This is a genomic window from Streptomyces sp. FXJ1.172, assembly GCF_001636945.3.
In the GTDB taxonomy this organism is placed as follows: domain Bacteria; phylum Actinomycetota; class Actinomycetes; order Streptomycetales; family Streptomycetaceae; genus Streptomyces.
Genome location: NZ_CP119133.2, coordinates 3,108,765 through 3,128,538 on the forward strand (window position 1 = coordinate 3,108,765; position 19,774 = coordinate 3,128,538).

Here is a 19,774-nt window from a genome sequence, read left to right on the forward strand (position 1 = left end):
GAGGCTCACCTCGCCGCGAAGAGGGATGATTGCTGACCGTTCGCTACCGACCAGTGCTACTGGATCGTTGGTACCCGAAACGGGCCGACCTCACCACCCCCCGCGCGTCCGTTCAGCGGATACTCAGCCGATGTCGACGGAGTAGGACTTGGTGCCGAGGCCGCCGGTGCCGTGGAAGACCTCGGTGCCGGACTCGATGCCGGAGACGTACTTGTCGTTGCTCAGCAGCCTGCGCCGGACGAGTGCCTGGGTGAAGTCGTCCAGGTTCCGGGTCGCACCGGTGGTGTTGGCGCGGCGGACGAAGGAGTACACCTGCCAGCCGATGTCGCCCTGGTAGACGTCCCACATGGTGCCGTCGAGGCTGACGCCGGCGATCTTGGTGCCGGGGTTCGGGCCGAGCCGGCCACCAGCGTCTTCGCCTTCTTCGGCAGGCGCGGTCTGCGGTGTTGCATCGGGGGTCCTTCCAAGGGACTGTTCGTGTACCGCACCGCAGTGGCCGCCGCCCGGTGAAAGGGTTGCCGGAGGGGTCCCGCCGGGGTCGTCCCCCGGGTCGTGCAGAACATCGCACAGGACGTCGCACAGAAAAAGGTGTCGAAGCGCTTCGACAGCCCCTGGACACCCCACCTCGGCTGAAGCTAGTGTCAATCCCACCCTCACCCCGCTAGTCAACTACGCGCTCTGTCGAAGCGCTTCACAAGCTTGGAGAGCCGGATGGTCACCCTCGCCGAGGTCGCCCAGCACGCCGGAGTGTCGGCGAGCACGGTGAGCTATGTCCTCAGCGGCAAGCGGTCCATCTCCGCGACCACCCGGCAGCGGGTCGAGCAGAGCATCCGGGAACTGGGCTACCACCCGAACGCCGGCGCCCGGGCCCTGGCGAGCAACAGGTCGAACATCATCGCGCTGATGATCCCGCTGCGCACCGACATGTACGTACCGGTGATGATGGAGATCGCCATAGCGGTGGCCACCACGGCCCGTACGCACGGCTACGACGTCCTCCTGCTCACCGGCGAGGAGGGGCCGGACGCGGTGCGCCGGGTCACCGGCAGCGGTCTGGCCGACGCGATGATCCTGATGGACGTCGAGCTGGAGGACGAGCGGCTGCCGCTGCTGCGGCACACGGACCAGCCCTCGGTCCTGATCGGGCTGCCCGCCGACACCGGCGGTCTGACCTGTGTGGACCTGGACTGGAGTGCGACCGGGGCGCTGTGCGTGGGGCATCTGGCGGACCTCGGTCACCGTGACCTCGCTGTCATCGGCGAGGCTCCGGCCGTCTACGAGCGGCACACCGGCTTCGCCGAACGCACCCTCGACGGGCTGCGCTCGCGGGCCCGCGAGCGGGGCGTACGGGTGCTGCACCGGCCGTGCGAGGGCGGGTACGACGCGATGGCGCTCACCCTGGCGCGGGTCCTCGACGAGCGCCCGGGGACCACCGGGTTCGTGGTGCAGAACGAGTCGGCGGTGGAGCCGCTGCTCGCGCTGCTGCGCCAGCAGGGCCGGGCGGTGCCCGAGGACGTGTCGGTGGTCGCGATCTGCCCGGACCAGGTCGCCGTGCAGGCCTCGGTGCGGCTGACCTCGGCCGCCATCCCGGCGCAGGAGATGGGCCGGCGCGCCGTGGAGCACCTGGTGGCCAAGCTGGACGGGCGCGGCGGCGACGAGGTCGTGCTGCTCGCGCCCGAGCTGACCGTACGGGCGAGTTCGGGACCGGCGCCGGCCGCGTCCTGACACCCGCCGCTCATGCCCTGTCCGGGGCACACCTCTGCCTGCTTCCCCCGTCTGCACTCCTTACTTCGGGAGCCGCCGTGAATCAGCCCGCCGGTATTCAGCCTGCCCTCGAGCAGCCCAAGGTCAGTCTCGCCCAGTCCTCCCCCACTGTCGGCCGGCTGCGCGAGCGGGAGGGGGCGCTGGAGTGGAGCGGCCGTCAGGAGACGGTGCGGATCGAGCCGTGGGGCGCGGACGCGGTCCGGGTGCGGGCCCGGCTCGGCGGCCCGGTGCTCGAGGGGCTGCCGGGCGCGTTGCCGGCCGAGCGGCCGGCGGCCGACGCGACGGTCACCGTCGGTGAGGGGACGGGGCGGGTGACGGTCGGCGCGCTGACCGTCGAGGTGAGCGCCGAGGGCATGCTGCGCTTCGTGCGCACCGCCGACGGTACGGAGCTGCTCGCCGAGGAGCGGGCCCACTTCTGGTGGCCGGGCCCGCGCCTGTACACGGCGGTCGGCAACGGCTCTCACCGCCTGGAGCAGCGCTTCGCCGCCTACGAGGGCGAGCGGCTGTACGGCCTCGGCCAGCACCAGCACGGGCGGCTGGACCAGAAGGGCCTGGTGCTGGACCTGGTGCAGCGCAACGCCGAGGTGAGCATTCCGGTCCTGGTGTCCAGCCGCGGCTACACCCTGCTGTGGAACAACCCGGCGATCGGCCGGGTGGAGCTGGCGGGCAACGGCACGCGCTGGGTCGCGGACTCGGCCCGGCAGATCGACTACTGGATCACGGCGGGCACCCCGACCGACGGCCAGCGCAACTACAGCGCGGTGACCGGGCGTTCGCCGATGCTCCCGCAGTGGGCGGCCGGCTTCTGGCAGTGCAAGCTGCGCTACCGCACCCAGGACGAACTCCTCGAGGTGGCCCGGGAGTACAGGCGCCGGGGTCTGCCGATCTCGGCGATCGTCTGCGACTTCTTCCACTGGACGCACCTGGGCGAGTGGAGGTTCGACCCGAAGGAGTGGCCGGACCCGGCGGCGATGGTCCGAGAGCTGGAGGAGCTGGGCATCAAACTGGTCGTCTCCGTGTGGCCGTCGGTGTCCCCGCTGTCGGAGAACCACCGGCTCATGGAGCAGCGCGGCTACTTCGTCGGCACGCAGTACGGCCCTATGGCGCACGCCGACTGGCCGGACAAGGAGGTCGCCTCCCCCGTCCAGGTGGCGTTCTACGACGCCACGAACCCCGAGGCCCGGGACTTCGTGTGGTCGAGGATCCGGGACAACTACCTCACCCCGTACGGCATCACGGCCTTCTGGCTGGACGCGTGCGAGCCCGAGCTGAAGCCCGGCTTCGCCGAGAACCTGCGCTACTGGGCGGGCCCCGGCCTGGAGGTCGGCAACCTGTATCCGCGCGAGAACGCCCGCACCTTCCACGAGGGGCTGCTGGCGGCCGGGGAGCGGGAGGTGATCTCGCTCAACCGGTCGGCGTGGGCGGGCAGTCAGCGCCACGGCGCGGCCCTGTGGTCCGGTGACATCGGCACCGATTTCGCGACCCTGCGCCGCCAGATCGCGGCCGGCCTGAACACCGCGCTGTCCGGGATCCCGTGGTGGAACACCGACATCGGCGGCTTCCACGGCGGCGACCCGGACGATCCGGCGTACCGGGAGGTGATGGTCCGCTGGTTCCAGTTCGGTGCGCTGTCCCCGCTGATGCGGCTGCACGGCTTCCGCGATCCGGGCCTGCCGCTGGGCCCGGAGATGACGGGCGGCCCGAACGAGGTGTGGTCGTACGGCGAGGAGGCCGGCGCGGTCCTGGAGCGGTATCTGCGGCTGCGCGAGCGGCTGCGGCCGTACATCCTCGAGGTGATGCGCGAGGCGCACGAGGAGGGGCTGCCGGTGATGCGCCCGCTGTTCCTGGAGTTCCCGGACGACCAGGCCGCCTGGTCGGTGGACGATGCCTATCTCTTCGGCCGGGACCTGCTGGTCGCCCCGGTGCTGACCGCGGGCGCCACGGCGCGCACCGCGTATCTGCCGGCGGGGGCGCGCTGGACGGACGCCTGGACGGGCGAGACGTACGAGGGCGGTACGGCGGTGACGGTGGACGCCCCGCTGGAGCGCATCCCGCTGTTCCTGCGGGACGGGGCGGAGCTGCCGATCGTGGAGTGAGATCGCGTCGAGGGGGCCGGTCCCGTGCGGGACCGGCCCCATTTCGCCGTTCGGTCACCGGGTCGCTCAGCCGCTGCTGACGCTCTCGCTGTTGACCGTGAAGTTCAGCCCGCCGGAGGAGGAGGTGATCTCGAAGCCGAACTGGAGGTCACCGATGGTCACATCGCCGAACCAGCCCTTGGTGTCCTTGATCCACTTCAGGATCGGCAGGATGGTCACCGTGCCGGAGCTTGAGTTGGAGCCACGGACGAAGGAGAACACGTCGTTGGAACCGTTGTTCCCCTTGTAGACGGTCCAGGTGGAGCCGCCGAGGGTGAGGCTGCCCTGCGAGGTGCCGAGCGGGCCGACGGCACCGGTCTTGTTGACCCAGAGCATGATCTCGTACTTGTGGTTGGTGTCCCAGATGTCGTACGCGGTCTCGTAGGCGCCGGACGACGGGACGGTGACGTTGTAGCTGCTGGTGAGCGAGGCCAGGGAGCTGACCGACTTGTTGATCACCTTATCGGCGTTGGGGTAGGACTTGATTCCGCCGGTGTTCGGGTGGTTCGCCCAGACACCCCAGTTGGTGCCGGAGTTGGCCCAGATGCACTGGGTGCCGGCGCCGGAGCCCCAGATGTCGTTGTAGAGGGTGTAGCCGTTCAGTGTGGTGCTGCCCCACTGGTCGCAGGAGGACCAGACGGCGGCGGAGGCGGGCGCCGAGGCCAGGGCGACGGTGGCGCCGAGAGCCAGGGCGGGGGGGATCAGGGCGGTGGCGACCCTGCTCAGCGTGCGTGTTGCCATGGTGTCCCTTCCATGGGTGGGGGGAGTTGCGTCGGGTTACCACGCCCCCAGGGTGAGGACGCGGTCTTCTCCGGCGACGAGGTCGAGCGGCGCACTGCCGGAGGAAGTCCGAAGGTCGATGCGGTGGGTACGGCTCGGTCTGAGGACGGCCCGGGCGCCGTCCGGGCGCCAGCTCAGGTCGATCTCGGCGCCGAACCGGGTCCGCACGCCGGTGAGGTGGCCGGACGGGCAGAAGCCGGGCACGGCGGGCAGCAGGACCAGGCGGTCCGGGGTCGACTGGACGAGCGTCTCGATCAGGACGCCGGGCAGGGTGTGCGCGGCGTCCGCGTTGTAGACGTCCCGGTGCGGGTAGTGGGCGCTCATCAGCGAGTCGTGGAAGAAGTCGCCGTCCAGCACCTGGCGCAGGGCGTGGGCGACCCGGTCGGGTTCCTTCAGGCGGGCCGCGATCAGGGCGTGGTGCAGATGGCCGTGGGCGGAGTGGTTCTCGGCGCCGCGCAGTTCGAGGGCGCGGCGGGCGGCGGCGGCCAGGTCCGGAGTGTCGTGGGGGTTGATCTCCTCCAGGGGCCAGACGGCGTAGAGGTGGCTGAGGTGGCGGTGGTCGTAGGTGTCCTCGAGGCCGGGCCAGGCCCATTCGGCCAGGGCCCCGTCGGCGTTGATCCGGTGCGGTGGCAGCCGGTCGGCCAACGCCCGCCACTTCTCGGCCTGTCCGGGGTGGTAGCGGGCGGCGGTGAGCAGGGCGTGCCGGGCCGCGGACAGGTCCATCGCCGCGTTGACCGCACCCCAGCTTGCGTTCGCGGGCCGGTTCTCGGGTGAGTAGGAGGGGACGACGACGAGGTGTCCCGCCGAGTCGGTGCGGGTGAGGAAGTCCTCGTAGAAGGCGGCGACCTCGGCGAGGGCGGCGGCGGTGCGCGGGTCCCGCTCGCCACGGGTCTCGTCGTGCTCGACGAGGGGGCGGAGCAGCCAGTCGGCGCCGGCCGTCCAGAGGTGCTGGGGGTACTCACGGGCGAAGTGGTAGCAGTGGCCGGACTCGCCGTCGGTGTGGGTGGGCGCGACGACGCCCCGGGCGCCGAAGATCGCACGGGCGTTCTCGCGCCAGTCGGGCAGCTGCCGCTGGACGAGCCGGGCAAGCGCCTCGGTGACCTCGGGCAGCGCGGCGGCCGGGGCGGAGGCGGTCTGGAGGTTGAGGTTGGCGTTGGTGGTGAACGCCCCGGACCAGGCGGTGTCCCAGTCGCCCGTCCACAGTCCGGTGAGCCGGGGCGGGTTGAGGCCGCTGCCGCTCAGCAGGTGGTAGCGGCCGGCGGCGAAGAGCCGTTCCAGCAGGGCCTGGCTGTGCGGACGCGCCAGCAGCCCGGAGCCGGGCAGGGCGCGTTCGGCGGGGTCGGCGCCGAGGTCGAGCGTGACCCGCCGGTAGGCGGTGGAGTGCAGGTGCAGATGGCGGGCGAGGAGGTCGTCGTACGCCTGCGTGCCGCCGTCGAGGAAGTCCTGGAGCCGGCGGGCCTCGGCGACCACGTCCGCCTCGCCGGTGTGCCGGTGGACGCGGGTGAGCAACAGGATCCGCTCGGCGCCGGTGACGCGGACGCCCGGCGCGACGAGTTCGGTGCTGCCCCCGTACGCGGCGACGAGGGTGACGCCGGTGTAGGCGCGGTCGCAGCCCGGGTAGCGGGCGCGCAGGCTGAGCAGGGCGCCCTCGGGGGTGAGCAGCGCGCCGTGGCCGACCCGCAGTGCGGCCGGTACGCCCGGCAGCCGGTGGTCCAGGCTGATGCCGAGGTCGTCGGCCGTGATCTCGTGCACGATCACGTCGTCCGCGCGGGAGACGAAGACGCGGCTGCCGAAGCCGGCGCAGCCTGCCGTGACCTCTCCGCCGGCGAAGTCGACGGCCCGGCGGTATCCGGCGCCGCCGGCGCCGGATACGCGCAGCCGTATGTGGAAGGCGGGGTGGAAGGGCTGCACCCATTGCAGCGGGCGGCCGTCGGTGAAGCCCTCGGCGGCGGTGCGGTCACCGGCGAGCAACCGGTCCTGGAGCGCGGGGAGTTCGGCGGCGAGCCGGGGCGGCCCGGCGTGTTCGCCGCCGTTGGGCCGGACCAGGGTGTGCTGTGTGACGACGACCCGTTCCTCGTTCGGATCACCGAACACAAGGGCGCCATGGTGGCCGTTCCCGGTCAGGAAGGCGTCCTCCCAGCGCGTCGCGGGGGCGGGTTCCCAGGTCCCGTGGACCGGTCCGTGGCTCATGGCCGCAGCACCGCCACGCCGTAGCGGCCGAGCGTGAGCGAGCCGGTCACCTTCTCGCCGCCGAGCAGATCGTGATGGCTGCCGGGGACCTCGACGGTGACCGGCTCCCGGCCGTGGTTCAGCAGGAACAGCAGCTCGCCCCGGCGCACCGCCTCGACACCGGCCGGCAGCCCCTCCAGCACCGGGCGCACTCCCGCCTCGGCGGCGGCGGAGGCGAGCAGGGAGCGCAGCGCGTCCGGCTCGGGCAGCGTGGAGACGTACCAGGCGCGGCCCCTGCGCAGCACGGCGGGCAGCCCGTCCAGTTCCCCGCCCCGGTACGGCACGGTCTCGGCGGCGCCGGGCTCGGGTTCGATCTCCTCCGACCACAGCGTGCCGCGAAAGCCCTCGCACTCGACGCTCTCCTCCGCCTCCAGCGGCCACCATTCGTGCAGGGTGCGGATGCCGAACAGCTCGCGCAGCCGGGCGTCCATGCCGCCGGGCCTGATCCGGTCGTCCTCGTCGGCGATGCCGGTGAAGAAGCCGCAGACCAGGGTGCCGCCGCCGTGGACGTAGCGGAGGAGGTTGTCCACGGCCGCGTCGGTGAGGAGGTAGAGCTGGGGGACGACGACGAGCCGGTAGCCGGACAGGTCGTGTTCCGGGTGGGCGAAGTCGGTGGTGAGGTGGGCCTCCCACAGGGCCCGGTGCCAGGCGGTCAGCACCTCCGGCAGCTCCACCCGGACCGACAGCCGCCCCTCGTGCGCGCCGGCCCACCAGGAGTGCCAGTCGTGCAGGATCGCGACGTGCGAGCCGACCTGATGACCAGTCACCTCATCGCCGATGGCGGCCAGTTCGGCGCCGAGCCGCCGGACCTCCTGGTACGTGCGGCCCTGCTCCCCCGCGTGCCCGACCATCCCGGAGTGGAACTTCTCGGCGCCCTGGAGGGACTGGCGCCACTGGAAGTAGCAGACGGCGTCGGCGCCCCGGGCGACGGCCTGGAGGGACCACAGCCGGCCCAGGCCGCGCGGCTTGGGGTGGTTGACCCCGCGGAAGTTGACCGGCCCGGCCGCCTGCTCCATGAGCATCCACGGCCCGCGGGCCTGCGAGCGGGTCAGGTCCTGCACGAGCGCCCCGCGCTGCCCGCCCAGCGGATCACGCGGATCGGGATAGAGGTCGACGGAGACGACATCCTCCTCCGCAGCCCAGCGCCAGGCATCCTGGCCGATCCACAGCGGCATGAAGTTGCTGGTCACGGGGATGTGCGGGGTGTACCGGCGGATGATGTCACGTTCGGCGGTGAAGCACTCCAGGAGCATGTCGGAGGTGAACCGCCTGAAGTCCAGCACCTGGGCCGGGTTCTTCAGGTAGTGGGCGCGCCGGGCCGGCAGTATGCCGTCCCAGGTGTCGTAGCGCTGGCTCCAGAAGGCCGTGCCCCAGGCCGTGTTGAGCGCGTCGAGGGTGCCGTACTTCTCCCTGAGCCAGCGGCGGAAGGCGGCGGCCGCCTCGTCGCCGTGGTCGAAGGTGCAGTACTCGTTGTTGATGTGCCACATCGTGAGGGCCGGGTGGCTGCCGTAGCGGGCGGCCAGGTCCTCGGTGATGGCGGCGGCGTAGCGCCGGTAGGTGGCGCTGGAGTGCGAGAAGTGCTGCCGGCCGCCCCACCACTCCCTGCGCCCGTCGGCGTCCCGGGGCAGCGTGTCCGGATGCAGCCGGCCCATCCAGGGCGGCGGGGCGGCGGTCGGGGTGGCGAGGACGACACCGATCCCGCCCTCGTGCAGCAGATCCATCAGCCGGTCGAGCCAGCCGAACTCCCGTGCCCCCGGCTCGGGTTCGAGCCGGGACCAGGAGAAGACGCCGAGCGTGACGGAGTTGACCCGGGCCTGCTGCATCAGCCGGACGTCCTCGGGCCAGGTCTCCTCGGGCCACTGCTCGGGGTTGTAGTCGCCGCCGAAGAGGATCCGGCCCCGGGTGGCGTCGGCGAGCGCCGGTCTCATGCGGGCTCCCCGTACTGGATGCCGCGCCCGTTGGTGGCGAGGTACACACGGCCGTGGATGCGCGGATCGCCGGTGACGGCCTGGCCGGTCCAGCCCCACTGGTGGGCGTTGTCGTTGATCCGGAGCCAGGTCGCCGCCCGGTCGTCGGAGCGGTACACGGCGGTGAGGGAGCTGTCCGTGCTGCCGACGAGGTAGACCGAGGGGTAGCCGGTGCCGGGGGCGGCCTTGCCGAAGCCGAGGGTGTACGCGGCCCGGGCACTGCCGAGCCTGGCGAAGCTCCTGCCCCCGTCGGTGGACCGGTACAGGCCGTTCCCCTTGGTGCTGAGCCACAGGTCACCGCTGCGTCCCGGCGCTGCGGCGAGCTGGAACTGGCTGTCCCCCAAGGGCAGTCCGGTGGCGCGGGCTGCGAAGGTACGGCCGCCGTCGGTGCTGGCGTACAGGGTGCCCGTGTCGGTGTCATAGGCGTAGAAGACGGCGGGGTCGGCGGGGTCGGCGAGCGGGGTGGCGCCCTTCGGGTACGTGGCCACCTCGGCCCAGGTCGCGCCCCCGTCGGCCGAACGCTGGGCGGGGTACTTGGTGCCGTCCCCGTGCACGAGGGTCCACAGCAGCACGCCGGCGTCGGCGCTGACGGCGACCGGCCCCGGGGCGTCCTTGGCGAGGGACGGCTGGCTCGGGAAGGGCGCCCAGGTCTGCCCGCCGTCGGTGGAGACGGCGCCGTTGCCGTGGTCTCCCCAGCCGGTGCGGACGACGTACGACGGTTCCGCGGCGGCCTGCGCGAGTCCGGTGGCCGTACCGAAGACGGGGTCGGTGGCCATGCCACGGGCCGGGGAGGCGGTGAGGCGCTCGTGGTAGAGGACGCCGATGTCGCCGTTGCCGCTGATCAGGTGGGCGGTGCCGGTGGGCGGCGAGATGAGCTGGCGGACCGAGGTCTCCTCCAGCCCCCGGATCCGGGGGGCGAAGCGGCGCAGGTCCCGGGTGCCGTAGATGGTGGCGCCGGTGCCGTAGAGGATGTTCCGGCAGTCGTACGGGTCGACGGCGACGGCCTGGATCCACCAGCCGAACTTGGGCCGGGCCTCGCCCCACGTCAGGTAGGGCGTCTCGGAGACGTCGAGGACGGCGGTGTCCTTCAGCGAAACCCAGGTGCGGCCGCCGTCGGTGCTGCGGTACAGGGTGTCGCCGGCGGACCAGCGGTTGTTGGTGGAGACGACGACGGTGCCGGGCCGGTGGGCGCTGACGGCGACTCCGCCGTACCCGAAGGTGTCGGCTGCGCCCGGGGCGACGGGGGTGACGTCGGTCCAGGCGCCGGCCGTGGTGTCCAGCCGGTGCACGCTGCCGTCGCTCTGGCCGTTCGGGCCGGGTGCGTCGGCGTACGTCACGTACAGCGCGCGGGTGTGCGGGTCGTGGGCGGCGCGGATCGGGACCTTGGCGGAGGTGCCGGCGGGCCGGCCGGGAACCGCTTCCCAGGTGGTGCCACCGGCGGTGGTGCGGAAGAGGTTCGGGGTGGTGCCGTCGGAGTCGCCCCAGCCTGCGTAGACGGCACGGCCGGCGGCGAGGAGGAGGGTGACGCCTTGGCCGGTGCTGGTGGGGGCGGCGGGGAAGGTGCTGTCTCTCTGCCAAGTGGCGCCTCTGTCGGTCGACTTGAGGAGTCCGTCGTGGCGGGTGCCGAGCCAGAGGGCGTCGCTGTCGCGGGGGTCGACGAGGAGGCGCTCGCCCGTGCCCCGGCCGTCCTCGTTGGCGCCGAGTTTCACGGTGAGGTCGGTGCGCTGCCAGGTCCTGCCGCGGTCCTCCGACCGCAGGACGGCTCCGTTGCCCGCCCAGGACTGGGCGTATGTGCCGAGGGCGAGGTAGAGGCGGTCCGGGTGGACGGGGTCGACGGCCAGGGCCTCCACCCCGAGGAGGTTCCAGTCGTCCCAGCCGAGCTGGTCGGTGAGGGGGGTCCAGCGGGCGGTGTCCTCGTCCCAGCGGTAGGCGCCGCCGATGTCGGTGCGGGCGTAGGCGAGGCCGGGGGTGGAGGGGTGGAAGAGGATCCCGGTGACGAAGCCGGTGCCGCCGATTGCTGCGTTGCGCCAGCGGTATTTCTGCGGGGCTTGGGCTGCGATCGCGTTGGCGGGGAGGGCGAGGAGGGCTGCGGCGGCTGCGGTGCCGGCGAGGACGGTTCTGCGGGTGGGGGTCATGGGGTACCTCGGTGAACGTGGGTGGGTTGGTGGACCGGGTGGCTGCTGGGCGGGGGTGGGGTCGCTTACCGGCGCGTGCAGGGTGCCTCCCCCACGCTCGGCTTCGCTCGCGCGGGGGACCCCCACCGCCCACCCGTGCCGCCCCAGCGGCACGACTGCCCGCAGCTACGGCGAGCTGTCGAGGTGCGGTGACTGAAACTCCCTAGGGGCGCGGGGCTGTGTCTGATATGCGGCTACCGCCGCGCGGGCGCGACAAGCCACGGCGCACCCGCAGTCGCCCACGAGACCGCACAACCCGTCCGAGTAGGTGCCCGGTCACCCCTTCACCGCCCCCGTCAGCATCCCCCTCTTGAAGTGCTTCTGGACGAACGGGGACAGGACCGCCACCGGCAGCAGGGCCATCACCATGACCGCCATCTGCACGGCCAGGCCGGACAGTTCGCCGGTCTTGATGGCCTGGCCCAGGCCCACCGGGGCCTGTTGCTTCTGGACCAGTTGGATCATGACGTTCTGGAGCGGCATCTTGTCCTGGTCGTTGAGGTACAGGGACGCGTTGAACCACGCGCTCCAGTAGCCCACCGCGTAGAACAGCGTGATGACCGCCAGCACGGCCCGTGACAGCGGCATGACGATCTGCCAGAGGATCCGGAAGTCCCCGGCACCGTCGATCCGCGCGCTGTCGATGAGTTCCTGCGAGATGCCCATGAAGAAGCCCCGCAGGACGAGGATGTTGAACACGCTCACCGCGCTCGGCAGGATCAGGGCCAGGTAGCTGTCCATCAGGCCGAGGGACTGGACCAGCAGGTACGTGGGGATCAGGCCGGCGCTGAAGAACATCGTCGCCAGCAGCAGCATCAGGAGCCAGCGGTGGCCGAGCGAGCCGATGCGCGAGAGGCCGTACGCGCACAGGACCGACACCGTCATCGAGAACAGCGTGCCGGCCAGCGTGACCAGGACGCTGATGACCGCGGCCCGGGTGACCTGGCCGCCGCTGAGCAGCTCCTTGTACGCGATGAACGTGATGCCCTTGGGGACCATCACCAGGCCGCCCGCCTGGTCGATCGTCTTGCGGGAGGACAGACTGGTGACGACCACGATCCAGAGCGGGAAGAGGATGCCGAAACAGGCCAGGGTGAGGACCAGGCCCTTGCCCGCGAGGCCCGCCCTGCTCGGCTGCTCCTCCCACACCGGGCGGGGCGGCGCGGCCCAGCGGAACGGCGGTCGCTCCTGTACCGGCGGCTTGTCGATGACGGCGGTCACTTCTTGTACACCCCCTGCTCGCCCATGAGATGGGCCACCTTGTTCGCGGCGAGGACCAGCCCGAGGCTGACCACGCCCTTGATCAGACCGGCGGCGGCCGCGTAGCCGAAGTCCTGGTTGCGCACGCCGTTCCACCAGGTGAAGGTGTCGAGGACCTCCGCCGCGCCCGGTCCGACCGCGTCACGCTGGAGCAGGATCTGCTCGAAGCCGACGGTCAGGGCGTCACCCACCCGCAGGACCAGCAACAACGCGATCACCGGGCGCAGCGCGGGCAGCGTGACGTGCCACATGCGGCGCCAGCGGCCGGCGCCGTCCATCGCGGCGGCCTCGTACAGGTCGGGACTCACCGAGGCCAGCGCGGCGAGGAAGATGATGATCCCCCAGCCGGCGTCCTTCCAGATGCCCTCCGCCGTGACGAGGAACTTGAAGGTCGACGGGTTGGTCATGATGTCCAGGCCGCTGTGACCGTGCCGGCGCAGCAGTTGGGACAAGACGCCCGCGCCGCCGAAGAGTTGCTGGAAGACGGCGATGACCAGCACCCACGAGAAGAAGTGCGGCAGATACAGGACCGCCTGCGCGACCGCACGCACCCTCGGTCTGATCACGCTGTTGATGAGCAGCGCGAGCAGGATCGGCACCGGGAAGAACAGCACGAGCTGCAGGAAGAACAGCACCAGTGTGTTCTGGACCGCGTGCCAGAAGGCCGAGTCCGCGAAGAGCTGCTGGAAGTTCGCCAGGCCGACCCAGGGGCTGTGCAGCATCGAGACGATGCCGTTGTCGCTGACGTAGGGGTCGTAGTCCTCGAAGGCGACGATGTTGCCGAGGATCGGCAGGTAGTTGAAGAGCAGGATCAGCAGGATCGCCGGGAGCGTCATCAGCAGCAGGACGCGGTCGCGTCTGAAGCGCAGGCGCAGGCTGAGCTTCCCGGTCCTCGCCTTCTTCCGGTTCCTGCGGGTCGCGGTGGTGTCGTCCGACGCCATCGCGCTCTTGCCCGCTCCGTCGTCCGCCCCGGCCCTGCTCCGCGGCACCGTGCTGTGCGACACGGCCTTCTCCTTGCCTCGTGCCCCGCCTCAGCCGGCCGCCGTGCCGTTCTCGTCGAGGAGCTTCTTGTACCAGTCGCGCAGCTTGTCGCCGCCCCTGCTCTTCCAGTCGGAGACGGCCTGCTGCATGTCGCTGATCTTCTTGCGGCCGCGGGTGATGTCGTCCTCGAGCGTTTCGAAGTTGTCGCCGAGGTTGGTGTAGCGGGACGGCTCGGTGATCATCTGGCCGTAGAAGCTGGACTTCTTGGTGAAGGCGCCCATCCGCTGCTGCCACAGGACCTGGGCCTTGGCTACCTCGGGGAAGTCGGGGTGGGCGATGGTGGCGGCGGGGCTCGCGACCATGACGTAGGCGTTGAGGACCTCGTTGTTGCCCTGGGTGGTCTTGACGGGCACGCCGTTCTTGACGGTGTAGTCCGCGCCCTGGACGCCGTAGTTGGTGGCCATGTACTCCTTGGTGCCGTACGGCGCGGCGGTGACGTTGGCGACGGCCAGCGCGTCACGGACCACGGACTGCGAGGCCTTCTTGTTGATGAAGGCGAAGATGCCGGCGGGCTGTTCTGCCCAGAGCGTCGGGTCGCCGCCGTCGTGGCCGTATACGTCCATGCCCCAGATCTTGAACGACGGGTTCTGGGTGGCCTGTTCGGCGGTGCGGCTCCACCACTGGCTGATGTTGTTGGAGTAGATCAGGAACTCGCCGGCCGCGAACTTGGGGCCCGGGTCGGGGGCGCTCTTTCCCATCATGGCGTCGGGGTGGACGTATCCGGCGGCGAAGAGCTTGCGGGTCCACTCCAGCGCTTCGAGGTACTCCTCGGTCTCGATGCGGTTGACCAGCTTGCCGTCGACGAGGTTCCAGCCGAGCGGCTTCTCGCTGCCGGAGAGCACCCCGAACATCTGCCAGGCGGTCCACTTCATGTCCAGGCAGGCCCAGCGCTTGGCCTTGGCGTTGGTGATCTCCTTGGCGAGGGCCATGAACTCGTCCGCCGAGCGCGGGACCTGGTAGCCCTCCTTGTCGAAGATGTCCTTGCGGTAGAGGGGCACGATGCCGGTGACGTACGACTGGGGCATCGGCAGGCCGCGCAGCTTGCCGCCGATGATGCAGCGCTGCCAGGCGTCGGTGGGGATGGCCGCGAGGTTCGGGTAGTCCTTGACGGCGTCGCCGGAGAGGTAGGGGCCGAGGTCGGCGAACTTGCTGATGATGGCGCTGGGTATCTTGCCGCCCATGTTCCAGCTGGGGACGACCACCACGTCCGGTACGTCGCTGGAGGCGAGGACGGCGCCGAGCTTCTGGTCGTAGGTGTTGCCGTCCTGGTTCTGCCAGACGACGTCGACGCCGATCATGTCGTTCATCGTCTTGTAGTACGCGTTGTCGCTCTTGGGCGGGGAGCCCCAGAACGGCGACATGATGGTGACCTTGCCGCCCTTGCCGAGCTTCTTGGGGACCGAGGTCTTCAGGGTCGCCAGGTCCAGCTTGCCGGTGAAGCCCATCGGCGAGCCGTTCTTGGACGGGATGTCCGGTGCCACCACATGGCTCGCCACGTAGGACGGCAGCAGCTTCTTCTCGCCCTTGCCCCCGGAGGATCCGCCGCCCGTGCCGCTGTCCGAGCTGCCGCAGGCGGTGAGCAGCGGCATGCCTCCGGCGACCGCCGCGGCGGCGACCGCGGTGGAGGCGAGGAAGCTTCTCCGGCTGGGCGCGGAGGATGCGGAGGCGGCGTTCGGCGTCATTGCGTCAACCCTTCATGGCGCACCAGGACACCCGGCGGGGGCCGTCGGCTGCGGTGTCTCGAGTGGATCTGGCTGAGCTGGAACGTACTTCGACGAGAAGCAGACTCAGTCGAAGCGCTTCGATGTTGCTGCGAGGTTAAGTGAACACCTGGGGGTGCACAAGGGTCGTTCCCAAGATTTCCGCGAGCCGCGATGCCCCCGTCCGACCGCCATGCGCCCTTGCGAAGTCGGCCAGTTGTGCGTCGTCTTCACGCACAGCACCTTGACACCCCGGCCCCGCTCGACCCAGCATCGAAGCGCTTCGAAAGCGCCTCGTCGCTCCATCCGCAAGGGGAACCGCTCGTGACCGTTGACCCGCCGTCCGCCCTGCCGTTCCGCGATCCGCACCTGCCGTTCACTAAGCGCATCGACGACCTGCTGGCGCGGCTCACCCTGGACGAGAAGATCTCCTTCCTGCACCAGTTCGCGCCGGCCGTCGAGCGCCTGGGCATCGCCGCCTTCCGCACCGGCCAGGAGGCCCTGCACGGCGTGGCCTGGATGGGCCCGGCGACGGTGTTCCCGCAGGCCGTCGGTCTCGGCGCGACCTGGAACCCGGAGCTGGTGCGGCGGGTCGGCGAGGCGGTGTCCAAGGAGGTCCGCGCGATGCGGGCCCGGGACGAGCGGGTCGGCCTCAACGTCTGGTCCCCGACGGTCAACCTGCTGCGCCACCCGCTGTGGGGCCGCAACGAGGAGGGCTACTCGGAGGACCCGAAGCTGACCTCGGCGATCGCCACGGCGTACACGCACGGCCTGCGCGGCGACCATCCGCTGTACTGGCGCACCGCACCCGTCCTGAAGCACTGGCTGGCCCACAACAACGAGACGGACCGCGCCACGTCGTCCGCCTCCGTCCGCCCGCGCGTCCTCAACGAGTACGACCTGCGCGCCTTCAGGGAGACGGTCGAGGCGGGCGCGGTGGCCGGGGTGATGCCGGCGTACAACCTGGTCAACGGCCGCCCCAACCACCTCTCCCCGTATCTGCGCGACCCGTTGCGGACCTGGACCGAGGAGGAGCTGCTGGTCTGCTCGGACGCGGGCGCGCCCTCCAACCTGGTCGACGCCGAGCACTACTTCGGCACCCACGAGGAGGCCACCGCGGCCGCCCTGCTGGCGGGCGTGGACAGCTTCACCGACCACGGCACGGACGGCTCGCAGATCGTGGAACGGGTGCGGAAGGCGTACGGGCAGGGGTTGTTGAGCGAAGCGGACATCGACACCGCCGTACGACGCCAGCTCTCCGTCCGGTTCCGGCTCGGCGAGTTCGACCCGCACTACGACCCGCACGCCGGCACCGGCGAGTTCGACACCCCGGCGCACCGGGCGCTCGCCCGGGAGGCCGCCGAGCAGGCGATCGTGCTGCTGAAGAACGACGACGACCTGCTGCCGCTCGCGCCCGACACCCGGATCGCGGTGGTCGGCCTGCTCGCCGACGAGTGCAAGCTCGACTGGTACAGCGGCAGCCTCATCCACCGCTCCACCCCCCTGGAAGGCCTGTACGAGCGGTTCGGCGCCGAGCGTGTGGAGTTCGCCGAGGGCGTGGACCGCATCCGGCTGCGCACCGCCGCAGGCGCCTTCCTGCACGTGCCGCCGGCGCAGGCCCCGCACGAGGCGCGGGGCGCCGCGGGCGCACTGGACCCGGCCCTGCTCACCGGCCGTACCGACCTGCCGCCCCTCACCACGGACACCACCGGCACCGAGTTCGCGCTGGTGGACTGGGGCGAGGGCGTGCTGACCCTGCGCGCACCGGACGGCCGGTACCTCTCGGTCGCCGACGACGGCTTCGTACGCGCCTCCGCCGACCAGCCGGGCGGCTGGGTCGTCCAGGAGACCTTCCGCCTCGAACCGCACCAAAACGGTCACCTCCTGAAGCATCTGGGCACGGGTCGCCATGTCCGTGTCGCCGCCGGGGGCGTGCAGGTTGCCGAGTCCGGGGACGTCTTCGAGGTGGTCACGGTCGAGCGGGGCGAGGAGGCCGTGGCCCGGATCGCCGAGCGGGCGGACGTCGTCGTGGTGGTCGCGGGCAACGACCCGCACATAGGCGGCCGCGAGACCGAGGACCGTACGACCCTCGAACTGCCGGAACACCAGCGGCGGCTGCTGCGCGCGGCCCGTGCCGTCAACCCGCGTACGGTGCTGGTGCTGACCTCGGCCTATCCGTACGCCGTGGACGTGACACGGCTGCCGGCGGTGCTGTGGACGGCACACGGCGGCCAGGCGGCGGGCACGGCCCTGGCCCGGACCCTCGCCGGCGACGTCTCCCCCGCGGGCCGCCTCCCGCAGACCTGGTACGCCCGCGACGCCGACCTGCCCGACCTGCTCGACTACGACGTGATCGGCAGCCGCCAGACGTACCTCTACTTCGAGGGCACCCCGCTGTTCCCGTTCGGGCACGGCCTGTCGTACGCGTCGTTCGACTACTGCGATCTCGCGGCCGGTGTCGCGGACGGCTCGCTCCGTGTCGTGTGCACGGTGACGAACACCGGGGACCGGGCGGCGGACGAGGTGGTCCAGCTCTACGCGCGGGCCGCGGACCCGTCGGTGGCCCGTCCGCGCCGTGAGCTGCTGGCGCTGCGCCGGCTCGGTCTCGCGCCCGGCGAGACGGCCGAGGTGCCCTTCGAGGTCCCCCTGTCCGCGCTGGAGTTCTGGGACGTGGCCCTGGGCGGGGCGCGGCTGGAGACGGGCCCCTACGAGCTGCTGGTCGGCGCCTCCAGCGAGGACGTCCGGCTGCGGACGACCGTCCGTCTCGACGGCACCGCGCCGGCCCCGCGCCAGGTCGTCCGGCACGGCCTGGAGGGCGCGGACTTCGACGAGCAGTCCGGCATCGCCATCGTGGACCGGACGAGGACGGCGGGCGACGCGGTGACCGCGGCGCGCGGCGGGAAGGCCGAACTGGTCTACCGCTCCTGCGACTTCGGCCCGGGCGTGACCGCGCTGACGGCGCGGGTCTCGGGCGAGGGCACGCTGGAGGTCTCGCTGGACGGCGGCCCGGTGCTCGCGACCCTGCGCCTGGAGAGCCCCACCGCCGGCCCCTACGCCTACACCGCCCTGGGCGCCGGCTTCGCCGCCGAGGGCGTGCACGACGTCCACCTCAGGCTGCGCGGCCCACTGCGGCTCGCGCACGTCGGCTTCTCCGGTTGAGGGTCCGGAGGAGACGGCGACGGGAAGGGGTCCGGCACCGGAAGGCAGCGGTGCCGGACCCCTTCACCAAAGGCGCGGGAGCGGCCGGACAGGCGAACGGCCCCGGGTCCGGGACCCGGGGCCGTCGCAGGAATTGCCCGCTGGGCAGGTGTCAGCCGTGGCTCGCCTTCGCGAGGGCCGGCACGAAGGTCAGGGCGTTCAGCGTGCCCACGCCCGTGGCCATGTCGTAGCCCTTGACGGCCTTGTAGCCCTGCACACCCTGGTAGGTGTTGTCGGTGCCGTCGTTGACGTCGACGACGCCGGAGCCCTTGCGGCCCTCGAGGGTGTAGAGCGCGTGGTTGATGTCGCCCACGCGGTGGCCGCCCGCCTGGTCGGCGAGGGCGACGATGCCCGAGAAGAGGGGGCTCGCCTCGCTGGTGCCGCCGCTGACGTCCCAGCCGGTGGCGGTCGGGTCGTAGCTGGAGTAGATCCAGGCACCGCCGTTGACCGCGGCGGCCATCGAGATGTCCGGGGTGCCGCGGCGGGTGCCGACGACGTTCTTCACCCCGTCCTGGAAGGCCGGCCGGGTGAAGACGTGGGACTGGCCGCCGCCGCCCGCGCCGTTGTCGTTGTAGACGCTGTCCGGCTTGACGCGCTCACCCTTGTCGTTCAGGTGGAGCTGGGTGCCGCCGATGGAGGTGACCAGCGGGTCCGCGGAGGGCCAGGAGTTGACGCGGTACTTGTAGTAGCTCTTGCCGTCCGCGGTCTGGTCGGTGGCGCCGCCGTCGCCGGAGGAGGCGAGGACGGTCACGTGCTTGCGGGCCGCGTCCTCGAAGGCGTACCGCAGCTTCTTGATGCTGGAGAAGTCGCCCTTGTCGAAGCCGGGGAAGGTGTTCTCCGTGGCACCGAAGCTCTGGCTGATGACGTCGCCGACACCGTGGTCGATCATGTACTTCTCGGCGTCCATCATCTCCGGCAGACCGGTGGTGCCCTCGGTCTCGGCGACGGCCGTCTCCACCAGGACGATCTTCGCGTCCGGCGCGACGGCGTGGGCCATCTCGACGTCGAGGGTGCTCTCGCCGGCCCAGCCGGTCATGTCGGAGTTCTTGGGGTCGAACGGGGGCACCTTGCCCCACTTGACGACGTCGACCTTGGTGCTCTTCAGCCCGAACTGCTTGCTGTAGACGTCGAGATCGTGCTGGATCGTCGGCGAGCCGAACGAGTCCACGATGACGATCGTGCGCCCCTTGCCCGTGATGCCCTTCTTGTACAGCGCGTTGAGGTTGTACGCGGTTCTGTACTGGAGCGGGTTGTAGCAGTTGATGTGCCACTTGGCCTGGCACTGGGCGATGGGGAGGGGGCTGGCCACGCCGTGGACGAGGCCGTGCCCCGCGACGGCCGGAGCCGCGAAGGTGTGCGGTACGGCGGCCGGCGCGGCGCTCGTGGCGCCGGCCGAGGAGGTTGTCGCCAGCGCGGCGGCGACGAGTGCGGCGGAGGCGGCGGCCGAAACCGCGACGCCGCGCCCGGTACGGGCTATGTGCATACGTTCCCCTGAGTGATCCTGACACGTCCGTTGTCGGACGAAG

12 protein-coding genes are annotated in these 19,774 nt (G+C 71.3%); 3 read left to right on the forward strand and 9 right to left on the reverse strand.

Going from position 1 to position 19,774, the window contains the following annotated elements; translation table 11 throughout:
• Positions 1-123: 123 nt before the first annotated feature.
• Positions 124-657, reverse strand: a complete 534-nt coding sequence (locus A6P39_RS13615; RefSeq protein WP_331454124.1) for a GH12 family glycosyl hydrolase domain-containing protein — start codon at positions 655-657, stop codon at positions 124-126.
• A gap of 54 nt (positions 658-711) precedes the next feature.
• Here A6P39_RS13615 and A6P39_RS13620 point away from each other — a divergent pair, with 54 nt between their 5' ends.
• Together A6P39_RS13620 and A6P39_RS13625 are read left to right on the forward strand one after the other, a co-directional pair.
• Positions 712-1,725, forward strand: coding sequence for a LacI family DNA-binding transcriptional regulator (locus tag A6P39_RS13620; RefSeq protein WP_067041454.1), 1,014 nt, complete (start codon positions 712-714; stop codon positions 1,723-1,725).
• A gap of 77 nt (positions 1,726-1,802) precedes the next feature.
• Positions 1,803-3,860 (forward strand): glycoside hydrolase family 31 protein, encoded by a 2,058-nt coding sequence (locus A6P39_RS13625; protein ID WP_067041451.1) that lies wholly within the window; start codon positions 1,803-1,805, stop codon positions 3,858-3,860.
• A 66-nt stretch (positions 3,861-3,926) separates the two neighbouring features.
• Here A6P39_RS13625 and A6P39_RS13630 read toward each other — a convergent pair whose 3' ends face one another.
• From A6P39_RS13630 to A6P39_RS13660, 7 genes are all read right to left on the reverse strand, one after another.
• Complete coding sequence (locus tag A6P39_RS13630; RefSeq protein WP_067041448.1) at positions 3,927-4,640, reverse strand: glycoside hydrolase family 12 protein; 714 nt, start codon at positions 4,638-4,640, stop codon at positions 3,927-3,929.
• A 36-nt stretch (positions 4,641-4,676) separates the two neighbouring features.
• Entirely contained in the window at positions 4,677-6,869 is a 2,193-nt protein-coding gene (locus A6P39_RS13635) for a glycosyl hydrolase family 95 catalytic domain-containing protein (RefSeq protein ID WP_067041445.1), read from the reverse strand.
• Positions 6,866-8,836, reverse strand: coding sequence for a beta-galactosidase (locus tag A6P39_RS13640; protein WP_067041442.1), 1,971 nt, complete (start codon positions 8,834-8,836; stop codon positions 6,866-6,868). The genes A6P39_RS13635 and A6P39_RS13640 overlap by 4 nt, the downstream gene beginning before the upstream one ends.
• Entirely contained in the window at positions 8,833-11,010 is a 2,178-nt protein-coding gene (locus tag A6P39_RS13645) for a WD40/YVTN/BNR-like repeat-containing protein (RefSeq protein ID WP_067041439.1), read from the reverse strand. Before A6P39_RS13645 ends, A6P39_RS13640 begins: the two co-directional genes overlap by 4 nt.
• A gap of 315 nt (positions 11,011-11,325) precedes the next feature.
• The gene (locus A6P39_RS13650; RefSeq protein ID WP_067041437.1) at positions 11,326-12,270 is read right to left on the reverse strand and encodes a carbohydrate ABC transporter permease; all 945 of its coding nucleotides are present in this window, start codon (positions 12,268-12,270) and stop codon (positions 11,326-11,328) included.
• Complete coding sequence (locus tag A6P39_RS13655; RefSeq protein ID WP_067041435.1) at positions 12,267-13,313, reverse strand: ABC transporter permease; 1,047 nt, start codon at positions 13,311-13,313, stop codon at positions 12,267-12,269. The genes A6P39_RS13650 and A6P39_RS13655 overlap by 4 nt, the downstream gene beginning before the upstream one ends.
• Before the next feature lie 27 nt (positions 13,314-13,340).
• Entirely contained in the window at positions 13,341-15,032 is a 1,692-nt protein-coding gene (locus A6P39_RS13660) for an extracellular solute-binding protein (protein WP_067041433.1), read from the reverse strand.
• Positions 15,033-15,374: 342 nt separating this feature from the next.
• Between A6P39_RS13660 and A6P39_RS13665 the strand changes: the two genes are divergently transcribed.
• Positions 15,375-18,209, forward strand: coding sequence for a glycoside hydrolase family 3 C-terminal domain-containing protein (locus A6P39_RS13665; protein ID WP_067041429.1), 2,835 nt, complete (start codon positions 15,375-15,377; stop codon positions 18,207-18,209).
• Between the two features lie 151 nt (positions 18,210-18,360).
• Here the strand turns inward: A6P39_RS13665 and A6P39_RS13670 are convergent, their stop codons facing one another.
• Entirely contained in the window at positions 18,361-19,731 is a 1,371-nt protein-coding gene (locus A6P39_RS13670) for a S53 family peptidase (RefSeq protein WP_067041426.1), read from the reverse strand.
• Positions 19,732-19,774 lie beyond the last annotated feature (43 nt).

Bases quoted from the DNA above. Each gene is read 5' to 3' on its own strand.
- A6P39_RS13670 (WP_067041426.1), bottom strand. From the start codon at position 19,731: ATGCACATAGCCCGTACCGGGCGCGGCGTCGCGGTTTCGGCCGCCGCC.
- A6P39_RS13630 (WP_067041448.1), bottom strand. From the start codon at position 4,640: ATGGCAACACGCACGCTGAGCAGGGTCGCCACCGCCCTGATCCCCCCC.
- A6P39_RS13635 (WP_067041445.1), bottom strand. From the start codon at position 6,869: ATGAGCCACGGACCGGTCCACGGGACCTGGGAACCCGCCCCCGCGACG.
- A6P39_RS13660 (WP_067041433.1), bottom strand. From the start codon at position 15,032: ATGACGCCGAACGCCGCCTCCGCATCCTCCGCGCCCAGCCGGAGAAGC.
- A6P39_RS13640 (WP_067041442.1), bottom strand. From the start codon at position 8,836: ATGAGACCGGCGCTCGCCGACGCCACCCGGGGCCGGATCCTCTTCGGC.
- A6P39_RS13620 (WP_067041454.1), top strand. From the start codon at position 712: ATGGTCACCCTCGCCGAGGTCGCCCAGCACGCCGGAGTGTCGGCGAGC.
- A6P39_RS13645 (WP_067041439.1), bottom strand. From the start codon at position 11,010: ATGACCCCCACCCGCAGAACCGTCCTCGCCGGCACCGCAGCCGCCGCA.